This window comes from Mesorhizobium sp. M1004 (assembly GCF_040318795.1).
Classification (GTDB): domain Bacteria; phylum Pseudomonadota; class Alphaproteobacteria; order Rhizobiales; family Rhizobiaceae; genus Mesorhizobium.
The window spans coordinates 22,493-47,061 of the sequence record NZ_JAMYNB010000025.1 but is presented as its reverse complement, the minus strand read 5'-3'; the positions used below and the strand labels follow the sequence as shown (position 1 = coordinate 47,061).

Sequence of the window (24,569 nt, the reverse complement as noted above, 5' to 3'; positions counted from 1 at the left end):
GTGTGGACCCGAAAGCAGGGTAGATTTTGTGAACCGGCGCAAAAAAACCGTGGCAAGTCGGCATCAGAAAGTGTTGAAGACCGCATCGGCGGCCTTCGGCACGGCGCGATCCGGTTGCGCTCGGCAGATGTTGATGATTTGTTGCCGGTCAGCGGAGAATGAATGATGCGAGAACCTGTCGGTCAAGATGAATATGGATCGACCAATCCGTTCGATCCGGACGATCTGACGAATTTGAACGCGATCGGCCCGGCCATGGGCGGCGGCAACGACTTCGAGAAATACGCCGTTGCCGTGATCATCGTCTTCGGCGCGCTGATCATTGGCGGGCTGATGGCCGCTTCCATGACCTTTGGTCACCGGAACGGCTTCCTGTTTGCGCTTGGCGGCGCAACCGCGGCCTGGATATCGGGCAATGCGCTGCTCCTCGACCGTCCCCGCATCTACGCGGCGTTCGTCGTGATCGCCGCGCTGATGCTCGTCGGGTCGACGCTTACGCTCGTCCTCTGATCAATCTCTTGTTTTGATCAGTAGCCAATCGCCTCGCCGGATGCGGCGCGGCTGTCGATGGCGCCGTTGTAGCGGGAGCCGCCGCCCTTCTCGATTTCCGCCAGGCTCTTGCCGCCGACAAGAATGCCGGCCGCCTGCCCCCAAGTAGAATCCGCGAGATCGAGGTGGTAGCCCATGCCGGCCAGCAGTTTTTCAGTGTCGGGCGACAGGCCGAAGGGTTCGACATAGATCGTGTCGGGCAGCCATTGATGGTGGATGCGCGATGCGTCGATCGCCTCCTGGATGTTCATGCCGTGGTCGATGACGTTGACGATGGCTTCCAGCGTGATGGTGATGATGCGCGAGCCGCCGGGGCTGCCGATAACCATGAACGGCTTGCCGTCCTTGGCGACGATAGTCGGGCTCATCGATGACAGCGGCGTCTTCTTCGGCTGGATAGCATTGGCCTCTCCCTGCACGAGACCGTAGAGGTTGGGCACGCCAGGCTTCTGGGTGAAATCATCCATCTCGTTGTTGAGCAGGATGCCGGTGCCGTCCGCGACCACGCCGGCGCCGAACGAGCCGTTCAGCGTATAAGTGACCGCGACCGCATTGCCGTCATCGTCGATGATCGAATAGTGCGTCGTTTCCTTCGACTCGCCGAAGCCCTTCGGCATCAAATCCTGCGAGACGCCGGCGCGGAACGGGTCGATCTTGTCGCGGATCTCCTTGGCGTAACCCTTGTCGAGCAGTTTCGAGACCGGATTGTCGACGAAATCTGGATCGCCGAGCGCCGAGTTGCGGTCCACATAGGCGTAACGCATCGCCTCGACCATGACATGCACCGTCTCGGCCGAGCCGGCGCCGAGATAGGACAGCGGGTAGCCCTCCAGCACGTTGAGGATTTCGCAGATGATAACGCCGCCGGAGCTTGGCGGCGGCGAGGACGTGATCTCATAGCCGCGATAGGTGCAGCTCACCGGTTGCAGCTCGCGTACCTTATATTGCTCGAAGTCTGCCTTGGCCAGAATGCCGCCCCTGGCGCCGCTCGCCTTGACGATGGCGCCGGCGATGGCGCCTTTGTAGAAGGCGTCGGCGCCTTTTTCGGAGATGGCGGCGAGCGAGGCTGCAAGATCGGGCTGGAGGAGACGCTCGCCGGCGCCATAGGGTTTGCCGTCCGGCTTCAGGAAGATGGCGGCGGCGGCAGGGTCCTTCGCCAGCCGTGCGGCATTGCTTGCGAATGAAGCAGCGTCGCCCTGGTCGAGGATGAAGCCATCCTTGGCATAGGCAATTGCCGGCGCCATCAAATCCTGGCGTGGCAGCGTGCCATATTTTTCACGAGCCATCTCGAACCCTGCCACGGAACCCGGTACGCCGACCGCAAGGTAGCCATCAAGGCTGGCGCCCTTCACCGGATTGCCGTCCTTGTCGAGATACATGATCTTGGTTGCCGCCAGCGGCGCGCGCTCGCGGAAATCGAGGAAGGTCGATTTGCCGTCCTTGAAGCGGATGGTCATGAACCCGCCACCGCCGATATTGCCGGCATTAGGGTAGACGACGGCGAGCGCATAGCCGACGGCGACCGCCGCATCGACGGCATTGCCGCCCTTCTTCAGCACCTCGACGCCGGCTTCCGACGCCAGATGCTGGGCAGTGACGACCATGCCGTGCTCGCCCTTCGCCGGTTGAGGCGAGGCGGCATGGAGCGCGCCGGATGGCGCGAGCGCAATTGCGAGCGAAAGGGTGACGCCAATCAGCGTCCGGCGGGTCAAGGGCATGGCGGTGCTCCAAGTGCGGTGTGCCTAGAAGAGCTACATGGAGCGGCCGAGTCCATCATCAATATGAGCGAACACATATTGGTGTTCGCCTGCCGGCAGAGGCAAGCTGATCTCCCCCCTGTGGTGGAGATTAGCCAATCTCAAACAATCCCGCCTGAACCGCCCACAACCGCCGGCCGTTCCGCCGCGACCTTCGCCCGGTAGCCCGCCGCGCGATATGCGGCGACTGGATCGATGGCGCCGCCTGTGTTCAGCCGCGCCATGGCAAGGATCGGCTCGACATCGGTGCGGTAGGCAGCTTTCAGAGTCTGCGTCGCCATCAGCGCATCATTGCCGTCTTGGAAACCCTCGAGCGCCTTGCGGTCGACCAGCAGCGCCTGCGCATAGGCGCGCTGCACCTCGACTGCCGACAGCATCAGGCTTTCGATCGGGTCGGTGACGTTGTGGCTCTGGTCGAGCATGTGGGCGGGATCGAAACCCTCGGCGCCGGACAGCTCGGCATCGACCAGTTCGTTGAAGACCAGGAACAGCCGGTAGGGATCGATCGAGCCGGCATCGAGGTCGTCGTCGCCATATTTGGAATCGTTGAAGTGGAAGCCGCCGAGTTTCTTGAACTGGATCAGCCGCGACACGATCATCTCGATGTTTACGTTGGGCGCATGGTGGCCGAGGTCGACCAGGCAGTAGGCCTTGTCGCCCAGCTCCTTGGATATGAGGTAGTTAGTGCCCCAGTCCTGCACGACCGTGGAGTAGAAAGCCGGCTCGTACATTTTGTGTTCGGTGAACAGTTTCCAGTCGGCGGGCAGTCCGGCATAGATCTCCTTCATGGCGTCGAGATAGCGCTCGAAGGCTTTGGCGAAATTGACCTGGCCGGGGAAATTCGAGCCGTCGCCGATCCACACTGTCAGCGCCCTGGACCCCAGCGTCTTGCCGATCTCGATGCATTCGAGATTATGCTCGACGGCCTGGCGGCGCGTGCCGGCATCGGCATGCGAAAGCGAGCCGAATTTGTAGGAGAGCGTCTGATCCCTGGCATCCGAAAAGGTGTTGGAGTTCATGGCGTCGAAGCCGAGGCCGAAGCGCGAGGCGGCCTGCTTCAGCCGGTTCGGATCGGCCTTGTCCCACGGGATGTGCAACGAGACGGTCGGTGTCGCCTGCGTCAGTTGGCTGATGACGGCGCAGTCCTCGATCTTGTCGAAAATGTCGCGCGGCTCGCCGGCGCCGGGAAAGCGGGCAAAGCGTGTGCCGCCGGTGCCGACGCCCCAGGACGGAATGGCGACGGCGAATTTCTCGACCTTGCCGCGGATGGCGTCGATGGCGATGCCGCGACGGTCGAGGCGTTCCCCGAGCGAGGCGTAGTCGCGTTCGAGGTCGGGTTTGCGCTGGGCGTTGTGGCTGGAGACGAGATCGGCGGCGATGATGGTTTCGGACAAGTGCTATTCCTCCCAATGCGTTCAGTCAGCGCTGCCCCTCATCCGGCCCTTCGGGCCACCTTCTCCCCGTATAGTGACGGGGAGAAGAGAAGCGCTCCGCCCTTAACTCAGCGCGTAAAGCTCTGCGCGTTGCCGGCGTCGACGTTGATGATGTTGCCGGTGGATTTGGCCGACATGTCGGACGCCAGGAAATAAATCGCTTCGGCAATGTCTTCCGGAAACACCGAGCGCTTCAGCATCGAGCGCGAGCGGTAGTGTTCTTCCAGATCGTCGGTCGACATCTTGTAGGCGGCGGCGCGCTGTTCCTTCCACTCGCCGGTCCAGATCTTCGAACCGCGCAGCACGGCGTCCGGATTCACGACATTGACCCGGATCTGGGCTTCCGCGCCTTCCAGCGCGAGGCAGCGGGCGAGATGGATTTCGGCGGCCTTGGCGGTGCAATAGGCGGCGGCGTTGGGTGACGCGGCAAGGCCGTTCTTGGAGGCGACGAAGACGACATTGCCGCCGATCTTCTGGGCGCGAAACAGCCGGAAGGCTTCGCGCGAGACCAGGAAATAGCCGGTCGACAATATGTCCATGTTCTTGTTCCACAGCGCCAGCGTTGTCTCCTCGATCGGCGCCGAGGAGGCGAGGCCTGCGTTGGAGACGAGAATATCAATGCCGCCGAACTCGACGGCTGTCTGGGCGAAGCCGGAAATCACCTGCTCCTCCGCGGTGACGTTGATCAGCACCGGCCGGACGAAGTCCTTGCCATAGGCTTTCGCCAGTTCGTCGTTGGCGCTGGCAAGTGCGGTCTCGTCGATATCGGCCAGCACGACGCAGGCGCCTTCGCGCAGCAGGCGATTGGCGGTGGCGCGGCCGATGCCGCCGGCGCCGCCGGTGACCAGCGCGATCTGGCCGGCGAGCGACTTCGGCTTCGGCATGCGCTGCAGCTTCAAATCCTCGAGCAGCCAGTATTCGATGTCGAAGGCCTCCTGCGCCGGCAGGCCGACATAGGACGAAACGGTCGAGGCCCCGCGCATGACATTGATGGCGTTGACGTAGAATTCGCCAGAGATGCGGGCGGTGGCCTTGTCGCCGGCGAAGGTGAACATGCCGACGCCGGGCATCAGGTAGACCACGGCATTGGGGTCGCGGATCGGGGGCGAGTCCGGATGCTTGCAGCTGTCGTAATAGGCCTGGTAGCCGACACGGTACTCAGCAATATCGTCGGCGAGGCGCGCAATCACGGCTTCGACGTCGGGCTTCGCTGGGTCGAACTCGATAACCAGCGGGCGGATTTTTGTGCGGAGGAAATGATCCGGGCATGAGGTACCGAGTGCCGCCAGCGGGCGCAAATCCCTGGAGTTGACGAATTCGAGCACAGCGGCGGAATCGTCGAAATGGCCGAGCTTGTGGCTCTTCTCCGAAATCAGGCCGCGGATCCTCGGCATCAGTCTCGCCGCGATGGCGCGGCGCTCAGCGGCGTCTAGCGATTTGACGACTTCGCCGCCGAAGATGGCGAGACCCTCGGAGCGGCGCTCGAACCATTCGATCGCCTGGTTGATGACCGAGATCGTCGTCTCATAGCACTCCTTGGGTGTGTCGCCCCAGGTGAACAAGCCGTGGCTTTCGAGGATGACGCCCTTGGCCTCGGGGTGTTCGACGCAGAATTTCTCCAACCAGAGGCCAAGTTCGAAGCCCGGCCGCTTCCACGGCAGCCAGCCGATGGCGTCACCGAATATCTCCTTGGTCAACGCCTTGGAATCCTTGGCCGCGGCAATCGCGATAATGGCATCGGGATGCATGTGATCGACGAACGGCTTCGGCACATAGGCGTGCAGCGGCGTGTCGATCGAGGCCGCGCGCGGGTTGAGGTTGAAGGTGCAGTGGGGAAGATAGCCCACCATCTCGTCCTCATGCGCGACGCCACGATAGAGGCCTTTCAGCGCCTGCAGTTTGTCCATGTAGAGCGTGGCGAAACCGTCCAGCTTGATCGAGGCGCTGTCGCCGCCCGAGCCCTTGACCCATAGCACTTCGACTTCGGCGCCGGAGAGCGGGTCCTTCTGCCGGATCTTGGACGAAGTGTTGCCGCCGCCATAATTGGTGACACGCTTGTCGGAGCCGAGCGTGTTGGAGCGATAGACCAGAAGCTCAGGCTCGCTCAGCCCCTTGGCTTTCGCATCGTCCCAAAGGTTGGCAAGGCGCGAGCCGGAGCGCTTGTCGAGCATGATTATCCTCCCTGGGACGCAAAAGGCGCGGTCCATTTTGCCGGAAATGTCTACGCAAGCATCTCGGTTGTCAATCATAAACGATCAAGATCGATCATATTGCACTGCACAATGAAATTATATGAGCGAAAATGATTGACACTGGTGGTTTTCTAGTGCCTCATGACCATGCAGGGAGGAACCATGCACGAAAAAGAGCGCCACAGGATCATTCTGTCCGCCGTCCAGGAAAAGCCTGTGGTGACGGTGCAGGAGATGGTCGACCTGACGGACTCCTCCGAGGCAACGATCCGGCGCGATATCGCGGCTCTTCATGTGCAAAAGCGCCTGCGCCGCGTGCGCGGCGGCGCCGAAGCGATCTCGCCACCGCAGTTCATCGGCCTCGCCGGCCGGCCCTTTTCCGTCAACGAAACGCTTAATGCTTCGCAGAAGCGCGCGATTGCGCGCGAAGCGGTGGAGCTGTGCAAGGACGGCGAGCCGATCATCATCAATGGCGGCACCACCACCTTCCAGATGGTGCATTTCCTGACCGGACGCCGCATGCCGATCTTCACCAATTCGTTCCCCATCGCCGAGCATCTGCTCAAGCATTCGAAGAACACCGTCATGCTGTCGGGCGGCACCATCTACCGCGAGCAGAACATCATCCTCTCGCCCTTCGACAATGACGTGACGCGCAATTTCTACGCGCGCCGCATGTTCATGGGCGCTCAAGGGCTGGGGCCGCTTGGCCTGATGGAAGGCGACCCGCTGCTGATCCAGGCGGAGCAGAAACTGATCGACCAGGCCGACGAACTGGTGGTGCTGGTCGACTCATCGAAATTCCGCCAGCGCTCGAGCCTGATCCTGTGCGGGCTCAAGCGCATCGCCACCGTCATCACCGATGACGGCATCGAGGATCGCGAAGCCAACATGCTGGAGGCCGCGGGTGTGACGCTGATCGTCGCCCGCAAGTCGGCAAAGGAAGAATCCTCGCTGCAGGCCTGAGGCCAACCGCAGCGACGATGGAATGCAACGCTCAAGGGAGGAAATACGATGAGCTTTCTGAAGAAATTGATGGTGACGGCCGCGTTCTCGGCCGCCATGTTCGTGAATGCCGCCTATGCCGAGAACGTCAAGATCGCGCTGGTGGTGAAGTCGCTCGGCAACGGCTTCTTCGACGCCGCCAACAAGGGTGCCGAAGAGGCGGCCAAGGAACTCGGCGATGTCGACATCATCTACACCGGCCCGACCAAGGCGACCGCCGAAGCGCAGATCGAAGTGGTCAATTCGCTGATCGCGCAGAAGGTCAACGCCATTGCGATTTCGGCCAATGACGCCGACGCGCTGGTGCCGGTGCTGAAGAAGGCGATGGAGCGCGGCATCACCGTCATCTCGTGGGATTCGGGCGTCGCCAAGGAAGGCCGCCAGCTGCACCTCAACCCGTCCGACACCGGCCTGATCGGCGAGACCATCATCAAGCTTGCCGCCGACTATCTGCCGGAAGGCGGCGAAGTCGCCATTCTGTCGGCTTCGTCGACCGCGACCAACCAGAACGCCTGGATCGACGCGGCCAAGAAAATCCTGCCGGAAAAATTCCCCAAGATCAAACTCGTCGCCACCGTCTACGGCGATGACGATTCGGCCAAGAGCACCGACGAAGCCAAGGGCCTGCTGAAATCCTATCCGAACCTCAAGGCGATCATCGCGCCGACCACCGTCGGCGTCGTTGCCGCTGCCCAGGTCGTCACCGACGCGAACCTGATCGGCAAGGTCAATGTCACCGGTCTCGCGCTGCCGTCGGAGTTCAAGAAGTTCATCGACAACGGTTCCAGCCAGGCGGTTGCCCTCTGGAATCCGATCGACCTCGGCTACTCCGCCGTCTACCTCGCTCATGATCTGGCGGTGAAGAAGGAAGAGGCAAAGCCGGGCGCAACGCTGTCGATCGGCCGCGTCGGCAAGGTCACGCTCGATGACAGCAACTCGGCTGCGATGGCTCCGCCCTTCCAGTTCGACAAGTCCAACATCGAAAAGTTCTCCAAGATCTATTGATCTCGGACGTCTCGGACCAAGCGCGGCGGGACCAAAATCCCGCCGCGACTTTAAACGGACCTTGTTTCAGGGCTTGATACGGATATGGACACGACAGCCCAGCACGGCATTGCGAAGGAGGAGCCCACGGGTCCTGCCCCGCGCCTGACGCTGTCCGGCGTCTCCAAAAGCTTTCCCGGCGTGCGCGCGCTGCACAATGTCAGCCTGTCGCTTTACCCCGGCCAGGTTACGGCGCTGATCGGTGAAAACGGTGCCGGCAAGTCGACGCTGGTCAAGATCATGACCGGCATCTACCAGCCCGACGCCGGCACGATCAGCATTGACGGCCAGGCCGTCACCCTGCCCAGCGCGCATGCCGCCTTCGGCCACGGCGTCACCGCCATTCATCAGGAAACCGTGCTGTTCGACGATCTGAGCGTCGCCGAAAACATTTTTCTCGGCCATGCGCCGCGCACGCGGCTAGGCACCATCGACTGGCGCACCATGCGAAAACACGCGCGCGAAGTGCTCGACACCATGCATGCCGGCCATATCGACGCCGATGCGCGGCTGAAAGACCTCGGCATCGCCAACAAGCATCTGGTAGCGGTTGCTCGCGCGATGTCGATCGATGCGCAGATCGTCATCATGGATGAGCCGACCGCAGCCCTTTCGATGAAGGAGATCGAGGAGCTTTTCCTGCTGATCGAATTCCTCAAGGAGGAAGGCAAGGCGATCCTGTTCATCAGCCACAAGTTCGACGAGATCTATCGGATCGCCGATCGCTACACCGTGTTCCGCGACGGCGAGATGGTTGGCGAGGGCCTTATCAAGGATACCGGCCAGAGCCAGATCGTGCGCATGATGGTCGGCCGCTCGGTCGATCACATCTTTCCGCCACGCAAGGCCGAGATCGGCGCGCCGGTGCTGTCGGTCGCTGGCCTTTCGCACCCGACCGAATTCAACGACATCGGCTTCGAACTGCACAAGGGCGAGATCCTCGGTTTCTACGGCCTTGTCGGCGCCGGGCGGTCAGAGGTGATGCAGGCGATATCGGGCATCACCCGCATATCGGGTGGAACGATCACGCTGGAAGGCAAGACGATCACGCCGAAATCGGCGGCGGATTCCATCGAAGCCGGCATCGTCTACGTGCCGGAGGAACGCGGCAAGCAGGGCGTGGTGATCGGCCTGCCGATCTTCCAAAACGTCTCGCTTCCCTCGCTCAAGCGCACCTCCAAATCCGGCCTGCTGCGATTGTCGGACGAATTCGCGCTCGCCCGCTCCTACACCGAGCGGCTAGACCTGCGCGCCTCGTCGCTGAGCCAGGATGTCGGCACGCTGTCGGGCGGCAACCAGCAGAAGATCGTCATCGCCAAATGGCTGGCGACAGCGCCCAAGGTGATCATACTGGACGAGCCGACCAAGGGCATCGACATCGGCTCCAAGGCCGCCGTGCACGGCTTCATGGCGGAGCTCGTCGCGCAGGGCCTGTCGGTGATCATGGTGTCGTCGGAACTGCCGGAGATTCTGGGCATGTCCGACCGCGTCGTCGTCATGCGCGAAGGGCTGGTTGCGGCGGTCTACGATAATAAGGGGCTGGACGCCGAAACGCTGGTCCGGACGGCAGCGGGGATCGCGGCATGAAGGCTCTCCTGAAATTCCGCGAGATCTGGCTGGCAGCGGTGATCGTCGTTTTGATTGCTCTGATCTCGACGCGCTTCCCGGCCTTTGCCGACCCCGGCAATCTCGCCCAGGTGTTCAACGACACCTCGATCCTGATGATCCTGGCGCTGGGACAGATGGTCGTCATCCTGACCCGCTCGATCGACCTGTCGATGGCCTCCAACCTGTGCTTCACCGGCATGGTGGTGGCGATGCTGAACGCCGCGCATCCGGCGATCCCTATCCCGCTGCTGATCGTCATTGCGCTGGCCGTCGGACTGGTGCTCGGCGCCATCAACGGGCTGCTGGTGTGGCGGCTGAACATTCCGTCGATCGTGGTGACGCTGGGCACGCTCACCATCTATCGCGGCGCCACCTTCGTCCTGTCCGGCGGCGCATGGGTCAATGCCGACAAGATGAGCCCTGAGTTCATCGGCTTCCAGCGCGCAGCTTTCCTGGGCATTCCGGTTCTGTCCTGGATCGCCATACTGGTCATCGCGCTGTTCTTCGTGGTGATGACGCGAACCGCGCTTGGCCGTTCGATCTATGCCATCGGCGTCAACCCGACGGCGTCGGTCTATGCCGGCATCGATGTCGGCCGAACCAAATTCATCGTCTTCTGCATTTCCGGTATGATCGGCGGGCTCGCCGGTTATCTCTGGATTTCTCGTTATGTCATCGCCTCGGTCGAGGTCGCCAACGGCTATGAACTCAATATCATCGCCGCCTGCGTCATCGGCGGCATTTCGATTGCCGGCGGCATCGGCTCGGTCGGGGGCGCGGTGTTAGGGGCGCTGTTCCTCGGCATCATCTCCAACGCACTGCCGGTAATCAACATCTCCCCCTTCTGGCAGATGGCGATTTCAGGGAGCGCCATCATCCTGGCCGTCGTGCTCAACGCGCGCGGCGAACGCCAGCAGGGGCGGATCATTCTGAGGAAGGCGGAAGCGGCATGACCGACACCCCCGCCCCGCGCCACATTCCCGACCGGCTCGACAAGCCGCTCTCTTCAGCGATCTTTTCCTGGGAAGCGCTGCTGGTCGTCGTGGCCGTCGCCATCTTCGCCATCAACAGTTTCGCCTCACCCTATTTCCTAGATGCCTACTCCCTGTCGGATCTGACTTTCAATTTCACCGAGAAAGGCCTGATCGCCTTCGCGATGGCGCTGCTGATCATTTCGGGCGAGATCGACCTGTCGGTCGCCGCCATCATAGCGCTCGCCTCGACCATGATGGGCATGGCTGTGCAGGCCGGCGCCGACACGCCGGTGCTGGTGGCTATCGGCATCGTCGTCGGGCTCGGTTGCGGCGCCTTCAACGGGCTGTTGGTGACGAGGCTCGGCCTGCCGTCCATCGTCGTTACCATCGGCACTATGAGCCTGTTTCGCGGCATTGCCTTCATCATCCTCGGTGACCAGGCCTACAAAGGCTATCCCGAGAGTTTTGCTTTCTTGGGCCAGGGTTACGTCTGGTGGGTGGTGTCGTTCGAACTGGTGCTCTTCCTCCTCGCGGCCGTCGCCTACTGGTTCCTGCTGCATCGCACCAGCTTCGGCCGCCGTGTCTTTGCCATCGGCAACAATCCGGTCGCGGCACAGTTTTCCGGCGTTCGCGTCGGCCGCATCAAATTCATCCTGTTTTGCATGACCGGACTGATGGCGGGCATCGCCTCGGTGCTGATCACCTCGCGGCTCGGCTCGACGCGGCCGTCAATCGCGCAGGGCTATGAGCTTGAGGTCATCACCATGGTGGTGCTGGGCGGCGTCAGCATTCTGGGCGGCTCCGGCAGCATTGTTGGCGTCGTGCTCGCCGCCTTTATCATGGGGCTGGTGACCTTCGGCCTCGGCCTGCTCAACGTGCCCGGCATCGTCATGTCGATCTTCATCGGCCTGCTCTTGATCTTCGTCATCGCGCTGCCGATCGTCTGGCGACAGCTGCGTGGTAACAGCTGATGCCTGAGAAATACGCCTTCAAGATGCAGCTCAAACCCGGCATGAAAGCCGAGTACAAAAAGCGCCACGATGAGATCTGGCCGTCGCTGGTGGCGCTGCTGAGAGAGGCCGGCGTCGCCGATTATTCGATCCATCTCGATGAAGACACCAACATCCTGTTCGGCGTGCTGTGGCGGCGGGACGACCATGGCATGGCCGACCTGCCGAAGCACCCGGTGATGCAGCGCTGGTGGGCGCACATGGCCGACATCATGGAGACTAGGCCGGACAACCAACCGGTGGCCATCCCCCTGGAAACAATGTTCCATTTGGCATGAGTGGGCTGCGCCATATCGCCGTCATCGACATCGGCAAGACCAACGCCAAGGTCGCGCTGGTCGATCTCGTCACGTTGAGCGAAGTGGGGTTGCGCCGCATGGCGAACGGGCCGCTGCGGCAAGCGCCCTATCCGCATCACGATGTCGAGGCGCTGTGGACGTTTATCCTCAACAGCCTTGCCAGCCTCAACCGCGATCAGCGTATCGACGCGATTTCGATCACCACGCATGGTGCGACCGGCGTGCTGGTCGACGCCGCGGGCGAACTGGTGCTGCCTGTCCTCGACTATGAGTTCGACGGCCCCGACAGGCTGGCTACAGAGTATAGTGCGATCCGTCCGCCCTTCATTGAGACCGGGACGCCGCGCCTGCCGCTCGGCCTCAATCTCGGTGCGCAATTCTTCTGGCTTGAGAAGCGGTTTCCCACCGAATTCGCCAGGGCCGCCGCGATGCTGATGTATCCGCAATACTGGGCGCTGCGCCTGACCGGCGTTGCCGCCAACGAGGTGACCTCGCTCGGCTGCCACACCGATCTGTGGAGCCCTTGGGAGGCGGACTTTTCCTCGATGGTCGACAGGCTGGATTGGCGCAGGCTGATGGCATCGGTGCGGCCGGCCAGGGACCAGCTCGGCCCGATCCTGCCGGCGCTTGCCGCGCGCACCAGGCTCGATCCGCAGACCCCGGTTTTCTGCGGACTGCACGATTCCAACGCCTCCCTATTGCCGCATCTTCTGTCCGACGAGCCGCCCTTCTCGGTCGTCTCAACCGGCACCTGGGTGGTATCGATGGTGGTCGGCGGCAGAGAGATTGCGCTCGATGCTGCGCGCGACACGCTGGTCAATGTCAGCGCGCTGGGCGACCCCGTGCCCTCGGCGCGTTTCATGGGTGGCCGTGAGTTTTCCCAGCTGACCAAGGACAAGCCGCAGGACTGCAGCGGCAGCGAGGTGCTGGCCGTTCTGACAAAAAAGATGCTGCTTTTGCCTTCTACCCAGCAGGGATCAGGACCGTTCCCGCACCATGCCGCGGCATGGCTTGGTGCCGAGGGCATCAGCAAAGGCGAGCGGTTCGCCGCCATCTCCTTCTATCTGGCGCTGATGACGGCGACCTGCCTTGAGCTGATCGGCGCCGACGGCCCGACCACCGTGGAAGGACCGTTTGCCCGGAACCGCCTCTTTGTCGGCATGCTGGCGGCAGCGACCGCGCGAATCGTCATCGCCTCCGAGGCCGCCACCGGCACCAGCATCGGCGCGGCGCTGCTGGCAACGGATCAGTCCGTGCCACACGGCAAGGGCGAGAGAACTGAACCGCAGACCGACCCGGTCTGGGCGGCCTATGTCACCGCGTGGCGCGCGGCAGCCGACGCGCAAGGCTGATCACAAAATCCGCTTGCCAAAGGCCGACATGACGAAGTTGATGGCGTCGGCGCCGATCCGCGGCTCCAGACCGGCGGTCAGTCCGGAAACGTCCATCGACAGCAGACCGCCGGACAGCGCGATCGCCTCCATCGCCTGATGCGTCTCGCGCACCGTCAGCCCGCCGGAGCCCGCAGCCCAGCCGGCGAATTCGGTCGCCGTCGGCGAATAGCTGAGATGGAAGCCTTGCGTGCCCGAGGTGGCGATGCGGATCGCCTCGTGCATGAGGTCGCGCATGCCCATGGCGTCGATGTCGGTCATGGTGAAGGCCGAGACACGCGAATCCTTGAGCACCCTTGCCTCCGCCGGATCGGCATGGCGCAGGCCGACGATGACGACATTTTCCGGCGACAGCTGCGGCTGCAGTGCGCAGGGCTTGTGATCGAGACCGAGCGCGCGGGCCAGCACCGAGACTTCAGGCATGTCTTTGGCCTCCTCGTCCTCGGGCATCAGGGCGGCGATGGAATCGATCCAGATCAGGCCGAAGGAATGCGTCGCGCGCGCCGTTGCGGTCAGCGCCTTGTGGGCGATACGGCGATCGGCGCCGGCAGCGAGCCGGATCAAGCCCGAGGGCGGCCGCTCGACGTCGGCGAGTTCGACCACGTCGAAATTCATCGCCTCCAGACGCGCGCCGGTTCCCTCGCGGGCGATAATCCCGCCGGCTTCCGGTTCGGCCGAGATCGACACCATCTTGCGGCCGGAGAAATCCGCGACGTCGTGCATCGGCGCCTTCTCGACATATTCCGAGGTCATCGCCAGAAGCATGGCGCCATAATTCATGCGGAAGGCGACACGGTCGCCGACGGTAGGTCGCGGATCGGCATCCTGCACATCGAGCAGCAGGTGGTCGCTGGAAGCGCCGAGCACCCTCACCCCTTTGGCGATCGGCGTCAGCCCTTCCACCAGCACGTCCTCGCGGCCTATATTGGCGATGGCGCGCAGCCGGTCGCCCTCGTCGGCGAAGACCGGCTGGTTGCCGAAGGCGTCGTAGCCGGACGTGCCGATCGGCCGCGACGGCTTGAGCTTGACCTCGATGACGTCGCTGGTCAGCCGGCAGGCATCGGGTTCGAGTTCCGGCCATGGCACGTCTCGGAAAGTTTCGACGCCACCTTGCAGGATCGCCTCACCCACGCGCAGATTGTTGATGCCGGGCGGCAGCTTGCCTTCGAGCAGCAGCGTCAGCGATGACGAGGCGCCGCCGGAAATGAAGTCGAGGCTTTTGCCGGACAGGCGCTCAGTCTTGTAGGCATGGGCGACGAGTTGGCCAAGGTTCTCCGGGGTCGGCATTATGGCGCCGAAGCAGCCGAGATTCGTGCCGATGCCGGCGATGCGCACGCCCTTGAATTCCAGGATCTGCTCGACCGTGGGGATCAGGTCGCTTGGCCAGATGCCTTCGCGGAGATCGCCGAGATCGATCATCAGCATGATGTCGTGGACGCGGCCCATGCGCTCGGCAATGCGCGATATCTCGCGGATGGTGGTCAGTTCCGACTGCAGGCTGATGTCGACGGTGCGCACGACCTCCTCGACGCGCGCCATGGGCGGGCTGCGCAGCAGCATGACCGGCGCATTGATGCCGCTGTCGCGCAGCCGCCGAATGTTCTCAAAACGCGATTCCGCGATGCCGGCAACACCGCCGCGCAGCATGGCCCGCGCCACCTGCGGCATGCCGCATGTGCCCTTGGTGACACCGAATACCTTGATATCAGACAATGCGCAGCGTTCGACGATGGTGCGGGCGTTGCGCTCGATGCGGCCAAGGTCGATAGCGACTTGCGGTCCCGACATCGCTCAGCTCCCGTAGACCAGCCCTTGGGGGTCGATCTCCGGCTTGCGGCCGGCGACGAGGTCGGCCAGGAACTTGCCCGAGCCGCAGGCCATCGTCCAGCCGACATGGCCATGCCCAGTGTCGAGATAGAGGTTGCGATATTTGGCCTGACCGATGACCGGCACCGAGTTCGGCATCATTGGTCGCAGGCCCGCCCAAAGCAGCGCCTTCTTCTCGTCGAAAGCGCCGGGGAAAAGGTCTTTGCCGGTGCTCAGCATGGACTTGAAGTCGCTGGGCTTGAAGCTGCGGTCGAAGCCGGTGAACTCGGCTGTCGAGGACATGCGCAGGCGGTTTCCGAGCCTGGAGTAACCAACCAGCCGGTCCTCGTCGGCGCCGCCCATGGTCGGTCCCTTGCTCTCGTCCTCCAGCGGGATGGTCGCGCTATAGCCTTTAACCGGATAGACGGGCAGGTCGATACCGTAGCGGCGACCGATCAGGCCGCTCTCGGGGCCCATGGCGATGACGACGGCGTCGCCCGTCACCGGGCCGGCCGATGTCATGACCGCACGCACCCAGTCGCCCTCTATGTCGAGCCCCTCGACCGTGGTGTCGAACAGGAATCTGACGCCGAGCTTTTCGGCGGCATAGGCGGCGAGCCCGTCGACGAATATTCTGGAATCCCCGGTCTGGTCGATTGGCGAATAAACGCCGCCGGCAATTTTTTCCTTGACGCCGGCAAGGCCGGGTTCCAGTTCGACCAGCCGGTCGCGGCCGACGATCTCGATCGGCAGGCCATGCTTCGCGAGAAACTGGTAGTTGTCGGTGCCGGTGTCGAGGCTGTGCTGCGAGCGGAAGAAATAAAGAATGCCCTTCTTGCGCTCGTCATAGTGGATGCCGGTGGCGTCGGAGAGCGCGTTGATGCAGTCGCGCGAATAGAGCGCCAGGCGCAGTTTGACCTGGCTGTTGGCGCGCAGGCGCGCCACCGTGCACTGGCGCAGGAAGCGCAGGCTCCAGGCGAGGAAATAAGGATCGAAGCGCAGCCTGACCTTGATGCCGAGATCATGGTTCCAGAGCGCGCGCAGGAAGGTCTTCAGCGCCGCTGGCGAGGCCCAGGCGGTGGCGTCGCCCGGCGACACCAGACCGGCATTGGACTGGCTGGTGCCGCGCGCCGGCGCCGGATGGCGCTCGATAACGGTGACCTCATGGCCGTCGGCGGCCAGATAATACGCGGCCGCGGTGCCGACAACACCGGCTCCAAGCACCGTTATCTTCATGCCACCCCCCAAAGCTCTTCGCGGCGCAGCGCCTCCACGCCGCATCGCCAATGCCTTCAATAGCGCTTCGCCGCGCGCCTTGCGAGCCCTCGGAAGTGCCCGGCTCAGCCCCGCGCGGAGTTCTTGCCGGTGAGGATACGCTCCCAGGCGAGCGCATCGGCGACGATCTGGTCGAGGTCGTCGCGTTGCGGGGTCCAGCCGAGTTCGGCGCGTGCAAGGTCCGAATTGGCAACCACGGCGGCGGCGTCGCCGGGGCGCCGGTCGCCCATCTTGACCTCGAAATCCCGGCCGAAGGCGCGCCGCACGCTGTCGATGACCTCGAGCACCGAATAGCCGTGGCTGTAGCCGCAATTGGCGACGAGGCTGCCGCCGCCGGCGCGCAGCCGCTGCAGCGCCAGCCGGTGCGCCGCAGCCAGGTCGCTGACATGGATATAATCGCGCATGCAGGTGCCGTCCGGCGTCGGATAATCGGTGCCGAACACCTGCATGAAGGGGCGTTTGCCGAGCGCGGTCTCGCAGGCGACCTTGATCAGATGCGTGGCGCCAGGCGTCGACTGCCCCGTCCGGCCGCTGGGATCGGCGCCGGCGACGTTGAAGTAGCGCAGCGCCGTGTAGCGCAAGGGATGCGCAAGCGCTGCATCGCGCAGCATCCATTCGCTCATCAGCTTGGACAGGCCGTAGGGCGATTCCGGCGCCAGGCGGGCATCCTCGCGCACCGGCTCCAGGCCGGCGCCGCCATAGACGGCGGCGGTCGAGGAGAAGATGAAATGCGGCACGCCCTCGCGCACCGCGGTTTCGATCAGCGTACGGGTCTTGGAGGTGTTGTTCTCGTAATAGGCGAGCGGATCGGCAACCGATTCCGGCACCACGATGGAACCGGCGAAGTGGATGATCGCGTCGACCTTGTTATCCCGGATGATCTGGCCGACCAATTCCCTATCGGCGACATCGCCGACGACAAGCTTGGCTTCCGGCGCTACCGCCCATTCGAAGCCCGTGGAAAGGCGGTCGAGAACGACGACGCTCTCGCCGGCATCCAGCAGTTCCCAGACCATGTGGCTGCCGATATAGCCGGCGCCGCCCGTTACCAAAACCGTCATCCGCGTCCTCTTTTACTCGTAATTTGTCGGAAACTGTCTCAATCACCGCCTTACTGGAAAGCCTGCGGCAAGGCCATTAGAAACGCCTGAATGTTAAATCCGTAACAGTCTCACCGGCCTGTGGCATCGTACGGACACAAAATTGATCCACATCAAGGGAATAGGCCACGATCTGGCATCGTTAGGAACAGGCTTGGGGCGTGGCATTTTGACCAAAACGGCCCGGTGGACGACGAATGGGCCAACGATTATGATCCCGCGCAAAACTGGGAAGGCGACATGAACTATCAGCGGTTCTTCGAGGAAGCGATCGACCAGCTCCACGCCGAGCGGCGCTACCGGGTTTTCGCCGATCTCGAGCGCATTGTCGGCAAGTTTCCGCGCGCCATCTGGCGTTCAAACGGCCGCGCCGAGGAAATCACCGTCTGGTGCTCCAACGACTATCTCGGCATGGGCCAGAACCCCGATGTCATTGCCGCTTTCCAGAACGCGGCCGGCAAGATGGGTTCGGGCGCCGGCGGCACCCGCAACATTTCCGGCACCTCGAACCCGTTGGTCGAACTCGAGCTGGAACTGGCCGACCTGCACGACAAGGAAGCCGCGCTCGTCTTCACCTCCGGCTTCGTCTCCAACGAGGCCTCGATCTCAACCATTGCGCGGCTTTTGCCCAATTGCCTGATCATTTCGGACGAGCTCAACCATGCCTCGATGATCGAAGGCGTACGGCGCTCGGGCGCCGAAAAGAAGATTTTCCGCCACAACGACGTCGCGCATCTCGAAAGCCTGCTGCAGGTCGCAGGCCGCGAACGCGCCAAGCTGATCGTGTTCGAGAGCGTCTATTCGATGGATGGCGACATCGCGCCGATCAAGCAGATCGTCGAGCTCGCCGAACGCTACAACGCCATGACCTATATTGACGAGGTCCATGCCGTCGGCATGTACGGACCGCGCGGCGGCGGCATCACCGAGCGCGAGGGGCTGGCCGACCGCATCGACATCATCGAAGGCACGCTGGCCAAGGCGTTCGGCACGCTGGGCGGCTATATCGCCGGCAACAGCGCCGTCATCGACGCGGTGCGCTCCTATGCTCCGGGCTTCATCTTCACCACGGCGCTGCCGCCGGCCGTCGCCGCCGCCGCCACCACGTCCATCCGCCACCTCAAGCGCTCGCAGGCCGAGCGCGATGCGCAACAGCGCCAGGCGTCGCGGACCAAGGAGATTCTGTCTGCAGCCGGCCTGCCGGTGATGGAATCGCCGACACACATCGTGCCGGTGCTGGTCGGTGACCCCGAACTCTGCAAGATGGCCAGCGACCGTCTGCTCGGCGTGCACGGCATCTACATCCAGCCGATCAACTATCCGACCGTGCCGCGCGGCACCGAGCGGCTGCGCATCACGCCGACGCCGTTCCATACCGATGCCCTGATTGCGGGACTGCAGGACGCGCTGGTCGAGACATGGGATGCGCTGGGCATTCCCTACGGCTCCGCCGGACGGCCCACTGTCGCCAAGAGCGACCGGATTGTGCCGCTGCTTGTGCCGAAGTCGGGCGGCTGAAGCCGCCGCCCATCACCTCAAACCGTCCTCATCCATCCCGCCAAGCGATGTGCCGCTTCCTCGAGCTGGTCGAGGCGGCGGTGGAAGCACAGGCGCAAAAACGCCTCTCCGCCAGGGCCGAAGGCGGTGCCCGGCGCCAGGCCGACATTGGCCTTGTCGACGATGTCGAAAGCAGCCCGGCGCGGATCGGTGATGCCGTCGACCGTGAAAAACAAATAGAACGCGCCTTGCGGCACGGTGAAGCGCGCTTTGCCGGTTGCGCCGAGAATATCGCAGACCAGGTCGCGCGCTTTCCTGGCGCGCTCCACCTGCTCGACGATGAAGGCATCACCGTGGTCCAGCGCCGCGACGGCGCCGCGCTGCATGAACTGGGCGACGCCTGAGGTCGAATACTGGATCAGGTTCTCGAACACCTGCTGCAGCTCGGGATGGGTCTTGATCCAGCCGACGCGCCAGCCGGTCATCGCCCAGTTCTTGGAAAAGGAGTTGACGAACAGGATGCGGTCTTCCGCGGTCGAAATGTCGAGGAAGGACGGCGCACGGCCGTGGCCGTAGTGGAACAGCGAATAGATCTCGTCGGCGATGATCCACAGACCCTTTTGGCGGGCGAGATTCAGGATCGCCTGCAGCGTTTCCTTATCGGCCGTCCAGCCGGTCGGGTTCGATGGCGTGTTGACGAACAGCGCCTTGGTGCGCGGCGTCACCGCAGCTGCAATCTTGTCGACATCGCAGGACCAGCCATTGCCGGACTGGTCGAGCGTGACCGCAACCGGGGTAGCGCCGGAAATACCGGCGGCGGCGGCGAAATTCGGCCAAGCCGGGGAGAGATAGACCACCTCGTCGCCGCTGCCGGCGACCGCTGCTAATGCCAACTGAATGGCATGCATGCCGGAACCGGTGGCGATGAATTCCTCTTCGGCGAAGCTCTTGCCGAAATGCCTGGCATAGTAGCGGGAAAGCGCTTGCCTCAGCTCCGGAATGCCTTTCTGCCAGGTATAGAAGGTCTCGCCATTGGCGAGCCCCTTGGCGGCGGCTTCCGAAATGAAGGCAGGCGTCGGCAAATCGCCTTCACCGGCCCAGAGCGGGATCATGCCCTCGCGCGTACGGCCGTAATTGACGACGGCGACAATGCCGCTTTCGGGGGCGGCCACCGCTTCGGCGCGCAAGCTATCGATCAGGGTCATGACAGGTCCGTTTTGATGTCTGCTTTGATGCATGTCATTATCCAGAACCGCTGCGCACTTATGGGCGACATGCATTGGCGGATGCTCTTAGCAGATGCGGCAACAGAAAACCCCGGCCGCGAACGACCGGGGTTTTGGTCCAGAAATCTGGCCTTGTCTATTTCCTGGCGAGGAGATCGCGAATTTCGGTGAGCAGTGCGACGTCAGCCGGCGGCGGAGCCGCAGGTGCGGCCGGCTTCTCCCGCTCGAGCCGCTTGCGCATGTTGTTCACGGCCTTGACCATCAGGAAGATGATGAAAGCCAGGATGACGAAATTCAGCGCCACGGTGATAAAATTGCCGTAGGCGAACACCGCGCCTTCCTTACGCGCGTCGGCAAGATTGGTCGAATGCACTGTTGATGAGAGGCCTATGAAGTAGTTGGAAAAGTCGACGCCACCAAGTGCGCCGATGAAAGGCATGATGATGTCATTGACAAGAGAATCGACGATCTTGCTGAAGGCCGCGCCGATGATGACGCCGACCGCAAGGTCCATCACATTTCCTTTGGAAATGAATTCCTGGAATTCTTTCAGCATTCGACCCTCCTTGTCATGACGGACCGCGCTGCCGCCGTCCCTCCGGCGTCGGCCCGTGCGCACCATAACAAAAACCTGCGGTTGCAACAGAAGCAAAAGCTGGAAAACACCGCTTTCTCCTTACCTTGGTTCACGGTTCGACAGGGCGGCGTCGCGACCATGCGCCGAAAGCCGCGATGGACTTGACCTTAGAGCTGTGATTGCCTCTGGGCAGGCCGGGGTGAAAGCTGGCCGAGGAGGATTTTCGGGCCGTGCAGGGCTGGTTCATCGTCATCATTGCCGTCGCCTATGTGACGCTGCTGTTCGCCATCGCTAGCCTTGGCGACCGGCGGTCGACGGCGTCGGGACCCGGCCACGCCCGGCCCTTCATCTATGCACTCAGCCTCGCCATCTACTGCACCTCCTGGACCTTCTTCGGCTCGGTCGGCCTGTCCTCCGAGCGCGGCCTCGAATTTCTCGGCATCTATACCGGCCCGGTGCTGGTGTTCGTGTTCGGCTTTCCGCTGCTCAATCGCATCGTGCGGCTGGCCAAGAGCGAGAAGATCACCTCGATCGCCGACTTCCTCGGCGCCCGCTATGGCAAGAGCTTTGCCGTCTCGGCGATCGCCACGCTGATCGCCACCATCGGCGCGGTGCCCTATATCGCACTGCAATTGAAGGCGATCTCCGGTTCGGTCGGCCTGATGGTCGAGCATTATACGGGATCGCCGCCCTCCTTCGATCCCTTCGTCAGCGACATCTCGCTGGTGGTGGCCATGCTCTTGGCGCTGTTTGCGGTGCTGTTCGGCACCCGCCATGCCGACGCCACCGAGCACCAGGACGGGCTGGTGCTGGCGGTGGCGGTCGAAACCGTGGTCAAGCTCGCCGCCTTCCTGGCGATCGGCCTGATGGTCACCTTCCTGATCTTCGGTGGCCCGGGCGACATGATCGACAAGCTGGCCGAAAACAGCCAGGTGCGGCAAGCCATGGGCTACAACACCTCGCTCGCCACCTGGCTGGTGCTGACTTGCCTGAGCGGCTTTGCCATCATCATGCTGCCGCGCCAGTTCTACGTCACCATCGTCGAGAACCGCGGCGAGGCCGAACTGCGCACCGCGACCTGGGTGTTTCCGCTCTATCTCGTGGCGATAAACCTGTTCGTGCTGCCGATCGCCTTCGCCGGCCTGGCGCTGGTCGGCACCAAAACCACCAGTGACCTCTATGTGCTGGCGCTGCCCTTGTTCGGCGGCCATGACTTCCTCGCCATGGCCGCCTTCATCGGTGGGCTATCGGCGGCGACCGCCATGGTGATCGTCGAAAGCGTGGCGCTGTCGATCATGATCTCCAACGACCTCGTCATCCCGCTGTTCGTGCGCCGCCTGCTCAAGACCACGACCTCTGAGAATGAGGATTGGTCGACGCTGATCCTCAACGTGCGGCGCGGCGCCATCTTCATCCTGTTGTTCATTGCCTTCCTCTACTACCGCGAAAGCACCAACTCGGCGCGGCTGTCGTCGATCGGCCTGATGTCGTTCGCGGCAATCGCCCAATTCGCGCCGGCGCTGATCGGCGGGCTGATCTGGCGCGGCGCCAATGGCCGCGGCGCGGCCCTTGGCATGGTCGCCGGCATCCTCGTCTGGGGCTATACGCTGCTTTTGCCGTCGCTCTCGGCAGCCGACGCGGACATCGTCGTGCAGGGGTTGTTCGGTTTCGAGGCGCTGCGGCCGCAGGCTCTGTTCGGCACCGTCGCCGAACCGTTGAACCACGGCGTGCTCTGGAGCCTGTCGGTCAACACGCTGTTCTTCGTGCTCGGCTCGCTGTCGCGCGCGTCAGTGCCGCTGGAGCGGATCCAGGCGTCGATCTTCGTGCCGCGCGAATCCGGCCCGATGCCCAGCCTGCGCCGCTTCCGCACCGCCATCACCGTCAACGTGCTGAAGGACACCATCTCGCGCTACCTCGGCGTCGAGCGCACCGAGCGCTCCTTCCAATCCTTCGAGAAAAGCAATGGCGTCTCGCTGCACGGCAATGAGCAGGCCAGCATGGATGTCATCCGCTTTTCCGAGCAGCTGCTGGCGAGCGCGGTCGGCTCGTCTTCGGCGCGGCTGATCCTGTCGCTGCTGTTTCGCCGCAACGACCGCGAGTCCAAGGACGCCTTTCGCCTGCTCGACGACGCCACCGAAGCGCTGCAGCACAATCGCGACCTGCTGCAGATCGCGCTCGACCAGATGGAGCAGGGCATCACCGTATTCGACCGCGATTTTCGTCTGATCTGCTGGAACAGACAATATCGCGCGCTGTTCGACCTGCCCGACGAGATGGGCCAGGTCGGCGTCTCGCTCGACCGCATCCTGCGCCACCTTGCCGAGCGCGGCGATATTCCGGCCGACCAGCGCGTAGCGATGCTCAACCGGCTGACCAGCTTCGTCAGCCCATGGCAGATGGAGTTGAAGACCAGTGGCCGTATCCTCGAACTGCGCTCCAACCCGATGCCGGACGGCGGAATCGTCGCCACCTATGCCGACATATCAGGACGCGTCGAACAGGATTTGGCGCTGAAGCGGGCCAATGAATCGCTGGAGCAGCGGGTCAAGACGCGGACCATCGAACTGACTAGGGTTAACGAGGAGTTGACCCGGGTCAATGAGGAGCTGGCGCAGGCGCAGATGCTGGCCGAGGAGGCCAATCTGGGCAAGACGCGCTTCCTCGCCGCCGCTGGCCACGACATCCTGCAGCCGCTGAACGCCGCCCGTCTCTACTGCTCGTCGCTGATCGAAAAGGCCGGCAAGGGCCCGGCCGGGAAGGCTGCTATCAACATCGAATCCTCGCTGGAATCGGTCGAGACGATCCTGGGCGCCGTGCTCGACATTTCCCGCCTCGACGCCGGCGCGATGAAACCCGATGACAGCGCCTTCCGCCTGGACGGGCTGCTGCGCCAGATCGGCAATGATTTTCAGCCGCTCGCCGCCGAAAAGAAACTCGATCTGACGATCATAGCCTCGTCACTCAGCGTGTTGACGGACCGCAACCTGCTGCGCCGGCTGATCCAGAATCTGGTCTCCAACGCCATCAAATACACCCCCCATGGCCGCATCCTGGTCGGCGTGCGACGGCGCGGCGAACTCGCCGAAATCCAGGTGATCGACACTGGCATCGGCATTGCCGGCGACAAGCTGAACACGGTCTTCAACGAGTTCACCCGGCTGGACGAAGGCGTGCGCGAGGCCGAAGGTCTCGGCCTTGGCCTGTCCATCGTCGACCGCATCGCGCGGGTGCTGCGGCTCGAGATCCAGATCTTTTCCAACCCGGGCAAGGGTACGCGCTTTTCCGTTATCCTGCCGGTTGCGGCGGTTGAGGCGCCGCGGCGCGAGGTCGAGCCGAAGGCGCCTGCCCGCACCGCGAATTCGCTGGCCGGCCTGCGCGTCATGTGCATCGACAACGACGCCCGCATCCTCGACGGCATGCGGCTTCTGCTCGAGGGCTGGGGCTGCAGCATCGGCACGTTTTCGGGTTCGGAGGATTTTGGCAGGGCCGATCGTCCCGACATCGTGCTTGCCGACTATCATCTCGATGGCAGAAGCGGCCTCGACATCATCGCCCGCCTGCGTGACATCCATGGTTCGGACCTGCCGGCCGTGCTGGTCACCGCCGACCGCTCCACCGAGGTCCGTGCCGCTGCCGCCGCCCTGGACGTGCCGGTGATCAACAAGCCGCTGAAGCCGGCCGTGCTGCGTTCCATGATGGCAAGGGTCAGGCCGCTGGCATCGGCGGCCGAGTAGGGTTCAATGCATGTCGCCCAGAAGTGTGCCCCGGTTCTGGGACCACGACATGCATCGAACAAGAGCTAAAGCGGGTCGCATGAATCCGTTCA

Annotated in this window: 18 protein-coding genes; 10 read left to right on the top strand and 8 right to left on the bottom strand. The window is 63.2% G+C overall.

All coding sequences use genetic code 11. The features are described 5' to 3' along the window. Positions 1-162 precede the first annotated feature (162 nt). Positions 163-510 (top strand): hypothetical protein, encoded by a 348-nt coding sequence (locus tag NKH54_RS30845; RefSeq protein WP_032885862.1) that lies wholly within the window; start codon positions 163-165, stop codon positions 508-510. A 17-nt stretch (positions 511-527) separates the two neighbouring features. On the opposite strand, the gene ggt is transcribed toward NKH54_RS30845, so the two are convergent. The 3 genes from ggt to NKH54_RS30830 all read right to left on the bottom strand — a co-directional run bounded on the left by ggt (position 528) and on the right by NKH54_RS30830 (position 5,910). Beyond that, positions 528-2,267, bottom strand: a complete 1,740-nt coding sequence (ggt, locus tag NKH54_RS30840; protein WP_023818764.1) for a gamma-glutamyltransferase — start codon at positions 2,265-2,267, stop codon at positions 528-530. A 140-nt stretch (positions 2,268-2,407) separates the two neighbouring features. Then, entirely contained in the window at positions 2,408-3,700 is a 1,293-nt protein-coding gene (gene rhaI / locus NKH54_RS30835; RefSeq protein WP_353029601.1) for an L-rhamnose catabolism isomerase, read from the bottom strand. 107 nt (positions 3,701-3,807) lie between these two features. After that, complete coding sequence (locus NKH54_RS30830; protein WP_352651375.1) at positions 3,808-5,910, bottom strand: bifunctional rhamnulose-1-phosphate aldolase/short-chain dehydrogenase; 2,103 nt, start codon at positions 5,908-5,910, stop codon at positions 3,808-3,810. A gap of 183 nt (positions 5,911-6,093) precedes the next feature. On the opposite strand from NKH54_RS30830, the gene NKH54_RS30825 reads away from it, so the two are divergent. The 7 genes from NKH54_RS30825 (at position 6,094) to NKH54_RS30795 (ending at position 13,223) form a co-directional block, all read left to right on the top strand. Then, entirely contained in the window at positions 6,094-6,897 is an 804-nt protein-coding gene (locus NKH54_RS30825) for a DeoR/GlpR family DNA-binding transcription regulator (protein ID WP_023669662.1), read from the top strand. 48 nt (positions 6,898-6,945) lie between these two features. Then, a complete protein-coding gene (gene rhaS, locus NKH54_RS30820; RefSeq protein ID WP_023669661.1) occupies positions 6,946-7,941 on the top strand; it encodes a rhamnose ABC transporter substrate-binding protein in 996 nt (331 codons plus the stop codon). Between the two features lie 84 nt (positions 7,942-8,025). Further along, positions 8,026-9,567 carry a sugar ABC transporter ATP-binding protein gene (locus tag NKH54_RS30815; protein ID WP_353029600.1) on the top strand — a complete coding sequence of 514 codons (1,542 nt, stop codon included), beginning with the start codon at positions 8,026-8,028 and terminating at the stop codon, positions 9,565-9,567. Beyond that, positions 9,564-10,541 carry an ABC transporter permease gene (locus tag NKH54_RS30810; protein WP_023692513.1) on the top strand — a complete coding sequence of 326 codons (978 nt, stop codon included), beginning with the start codon at positions 9,564-9,566 and terminating at the stop codon, positions 10,539-10,541. The genes NKH54_RS30815 and NKH54_RS30810 overlap by 4 nt, the downstream gene beginning before the upstream one ends. Next, on the top strand, positions 10,538-11,533 hold the full coding sequence (locus tag NKH54_RS30805) for an ABC transporter permease (RefSeq protein WP_023699530.1): 996 nt from the start codon (positions 10,538-10,540) through the stop codon (positions 11,531-11,533). The genes NKH54_RS30810 and NKH54_RS30805 overlap by 4 nt, the downstream gene beginning before the upstream one ends. Continuing rightward, positions 11,533-11,850, top strand: a complete 318-nt coding sequence (gene rhaM, locus NKH54_RS30800) for an L-rhamnose mutarotase (RefSeq protein WP_023715347.1) — start codon at positions 11,533-11,535, stop codon at positions 11,848-11,850. Before NKH54_RS30805 ends, rhaM begins: the two co-directional genes overlap by 1 nt. After that, the gene (locus NKH54_RS30795; protein WP_353029599.1) at positions 11,847-13,223 is read left to right on the top strand and encodes an FGGY-family carbohydrate kinase; all 1,377 of its coding nucleotides are present in this window, start codon (positions 11,847-11,849) and stop codon (positions 13,221-13,223) included. Before rhaM ends, NKH54_RS30795 begins: the two co-directional genes overlap by 4 nt. Here NKH54_RS30795 and NKH54_RS30790 read toward each other — a convergent pair whose 3' ends face one another. The 3 genes from NKH54_RS30790 to galE all read right to left on the bottom strand — a co-directional run bounded on the left by NKH54_RS30790 (position 13,224) and on the right by galE (position 17,404). Next, positions 13,224-15,050: an alanine racemase gene (locus NKH54_RS30790; protein WP_353029598.1), complete on the bottom strand. Its 1,827-nt coding sequence runs from the start codon at positions 15,048-15,050 to the stop codon at positions 13,224-13,226. It abuts the gene before it with no gap. A gap of 3 nt (positions 15,051-15,053) precedes the next feature. Then, a complete protein-coding gene (locus NKH54_RS30785) occupies positions 15,054-16,304 on the bottom strand; it encodes a D-amino acid dehydrogenase (RefSeq protein WP_023715345.1) in 1,251 nt (416 codons plus the stop codon). A 104-nt stretch (positions 16,305-16,408) separates the two neighbouring features. Continuing rightward, a complete protein-coding gene (galE, locus tag NKH54_RS30780) occupies positions 16,409-17,404 on the bottom strand; it encodes a UDP-glucose 4-epimerase GalE (RefSeq protein WP_353029597.1) in 996 nt (331 codons plus the stop codon). A 279-nt stretch (positions 17,405-17,683) separates the two neighbouring features. Here galE and hemA point away from each other — a divergent pair, with 279 nt between their 5' ends. Beyond that, a complete protein-coding gene (hemA, locus tag NKH54_RS30775) occupies positions 17,684-18,961 on the top strand; it encodes a 5-aminolevulinate synthase (protein WP_353029596.1) in 1,278 nt (425 codons plus the stop codon). A 17-nt stretch (positions 18,962-18,978) separates the two neighbouring features. Here the strand turns inward: hemA and NKH54_RS30770 are convergent, their stop codons facing one another. Together NKH54_RS30770 and mscL are read right to left on the bottom strand one after the other, a co-directional pair. Next, on the bottom strand, positions 18,979-20,145 hold the full coding sequence (locus NKH54_RS30770) for a pyridoxal phosphate-dependent aminotransferase (protein WP_023669650.1): 1,167 nt from the start codon (positions 20,143-20,145) through the stop codon (positions 18,979-18,981). 157 nt (positions 20,146-20,302) lie between these two features. Beyond that, positions 20,303-20,722, bottom strand: a complete 420-nt coding sequence (gene mscL / locus NKH54_RS30765; RefSeq protein WP_023681933.1) for a large conductance mechanosensitive channel protein MscL — start codon at positions 20,720-20,722, stop codon at positions 20,303-20,305. A gap of 251 nt (positions 20,723-20,973) precedes the next feature. Here mscL and NKH54_RS30760 point away from each other — a divergent pair, with 251 nt between their 5' ends. Next, positions 20,974-24,477 (top strand): PAS domain-containing hybrid sensor histidine kinase/response regulator, encoded by a 3,504-nt coding sequence (locus NKH54_RS30760; protein ID WP_353029595.1) that lies wholly within the window; start codon positions 20,974-20,976, stop codon positions 24,475-24,477. Positions 24,478-24,569 lie beyond the last annotated feature (92 nt).

Bases quoted from the DNA above. Each gene is read 5' to 3' on its own strand.
- mscL (WP_023681933.1), bottom strand. From the start codon at position 20,722: ATGCTGAAAGAATTCCAGGAATTCATTTCCAAAGGAAATGTGATGGAC.
- rhaS (WP_023669661.1), top strand. From the start codon at position 6,946: ATGAGCTTTCTGAAGAAATTGATGGTGACGGCCGCGTTCTCGGCCGCC.
- NKH54_RS30845 (WP_032885862.1), top strand. From the start codon at position 163: ATGATGCGAGAACCTGTCGGTCAAGATGAATATGGATCGACCAATCCG.
- galE (WP_353029597.1), bottom strand. From the start codon at position 17,404: ATGACGGTTTTGGTAACGGGCGGCGCCGGCTATATCGGCAGCCACATG.
- NKH54_RS30830 (WP_352651375.1), bottom strand. From the start codon at position 5,910: ATGCTCGACAAGCGCTCCGGCTCGCGCCTTGCCAACCTTTGGGACGAT.
- NKH54_RS30790 (WP_353029598.1), bottom strand. From the start codon at position 15,050: ATGTCGGGACCGCAAGTCGCTATCGACCTTGGCCGCATCGAGCGCAAC.
- NKH54_RS30770 (WP_023669650.1), bottom strand. From the start codon at position 20,145: ATGACCCTGATCGATAGCTTGCGCGCCGAAGCGGTGGCCGCCCCCGAA.
- NKH54_RS30795 (WP_353029599.1), top strand. From the start codon at position 11,847: ATGAGTGGGCTGCGCCATATCGCCGTCATCGACATCGGCAAGACCAAC.
- hemA (WP_353029596.1), top strand. From the start codon at position 17,684: ATGAACTATCAGCGGTTCTTCGAGGAAGCGATCGACCAGCTCCACGCC.
- NKH54_RS30785 (WP_023715345.1), bottom strand. From the start codon at position 16,304: ATGAAGATAACGGTGCTTGGAGCCGGTGTTGTCGGCACCGCGGCCGCG.
- NKH54_RS30825 (WP_023669662.1), top strand. From the start codon at position 6,094: ATGCACGAAAAAGAGCGCCACAGGATCATTCTGTCCGCCGTCCAGGAA.
- rhaM (WP_023715347.1), top strand. From the start codon at position 11,533: ATGCCTGAGAAATACGCCTTCAAGATGCAGCTCAAACCCGGCATGAAA.
- NKH54_RS30805 (WP_023699530.1), top strand. From the start codon at position 10,538: ATGACCGACACCCCCGCCCCGCGCCACATTCCCGACCGGCTCGACAAG.
- NKH54_RS30810 (WP_023692513.1), top strand. From the start codon at position 9,564: ATGAAGGCTCTCCTGAAATTCCGCGAGATCTGGCTGGCAGCGGTGATC.
- ggt (WP_023818764.1), bottom strand. From the start codon at position 2,267: ATGCCCTTGACCCGCCGGACGCTGATTGGCGTCACCCTTTCGCTCGCA.
- NKH54_RS30815 (WP_353029600.1), top strand. From the start codon at position 8,026: ATGGACACGACAGCCCAGCACGGCATTGCGAAGGAGGAGCCCACGGGT.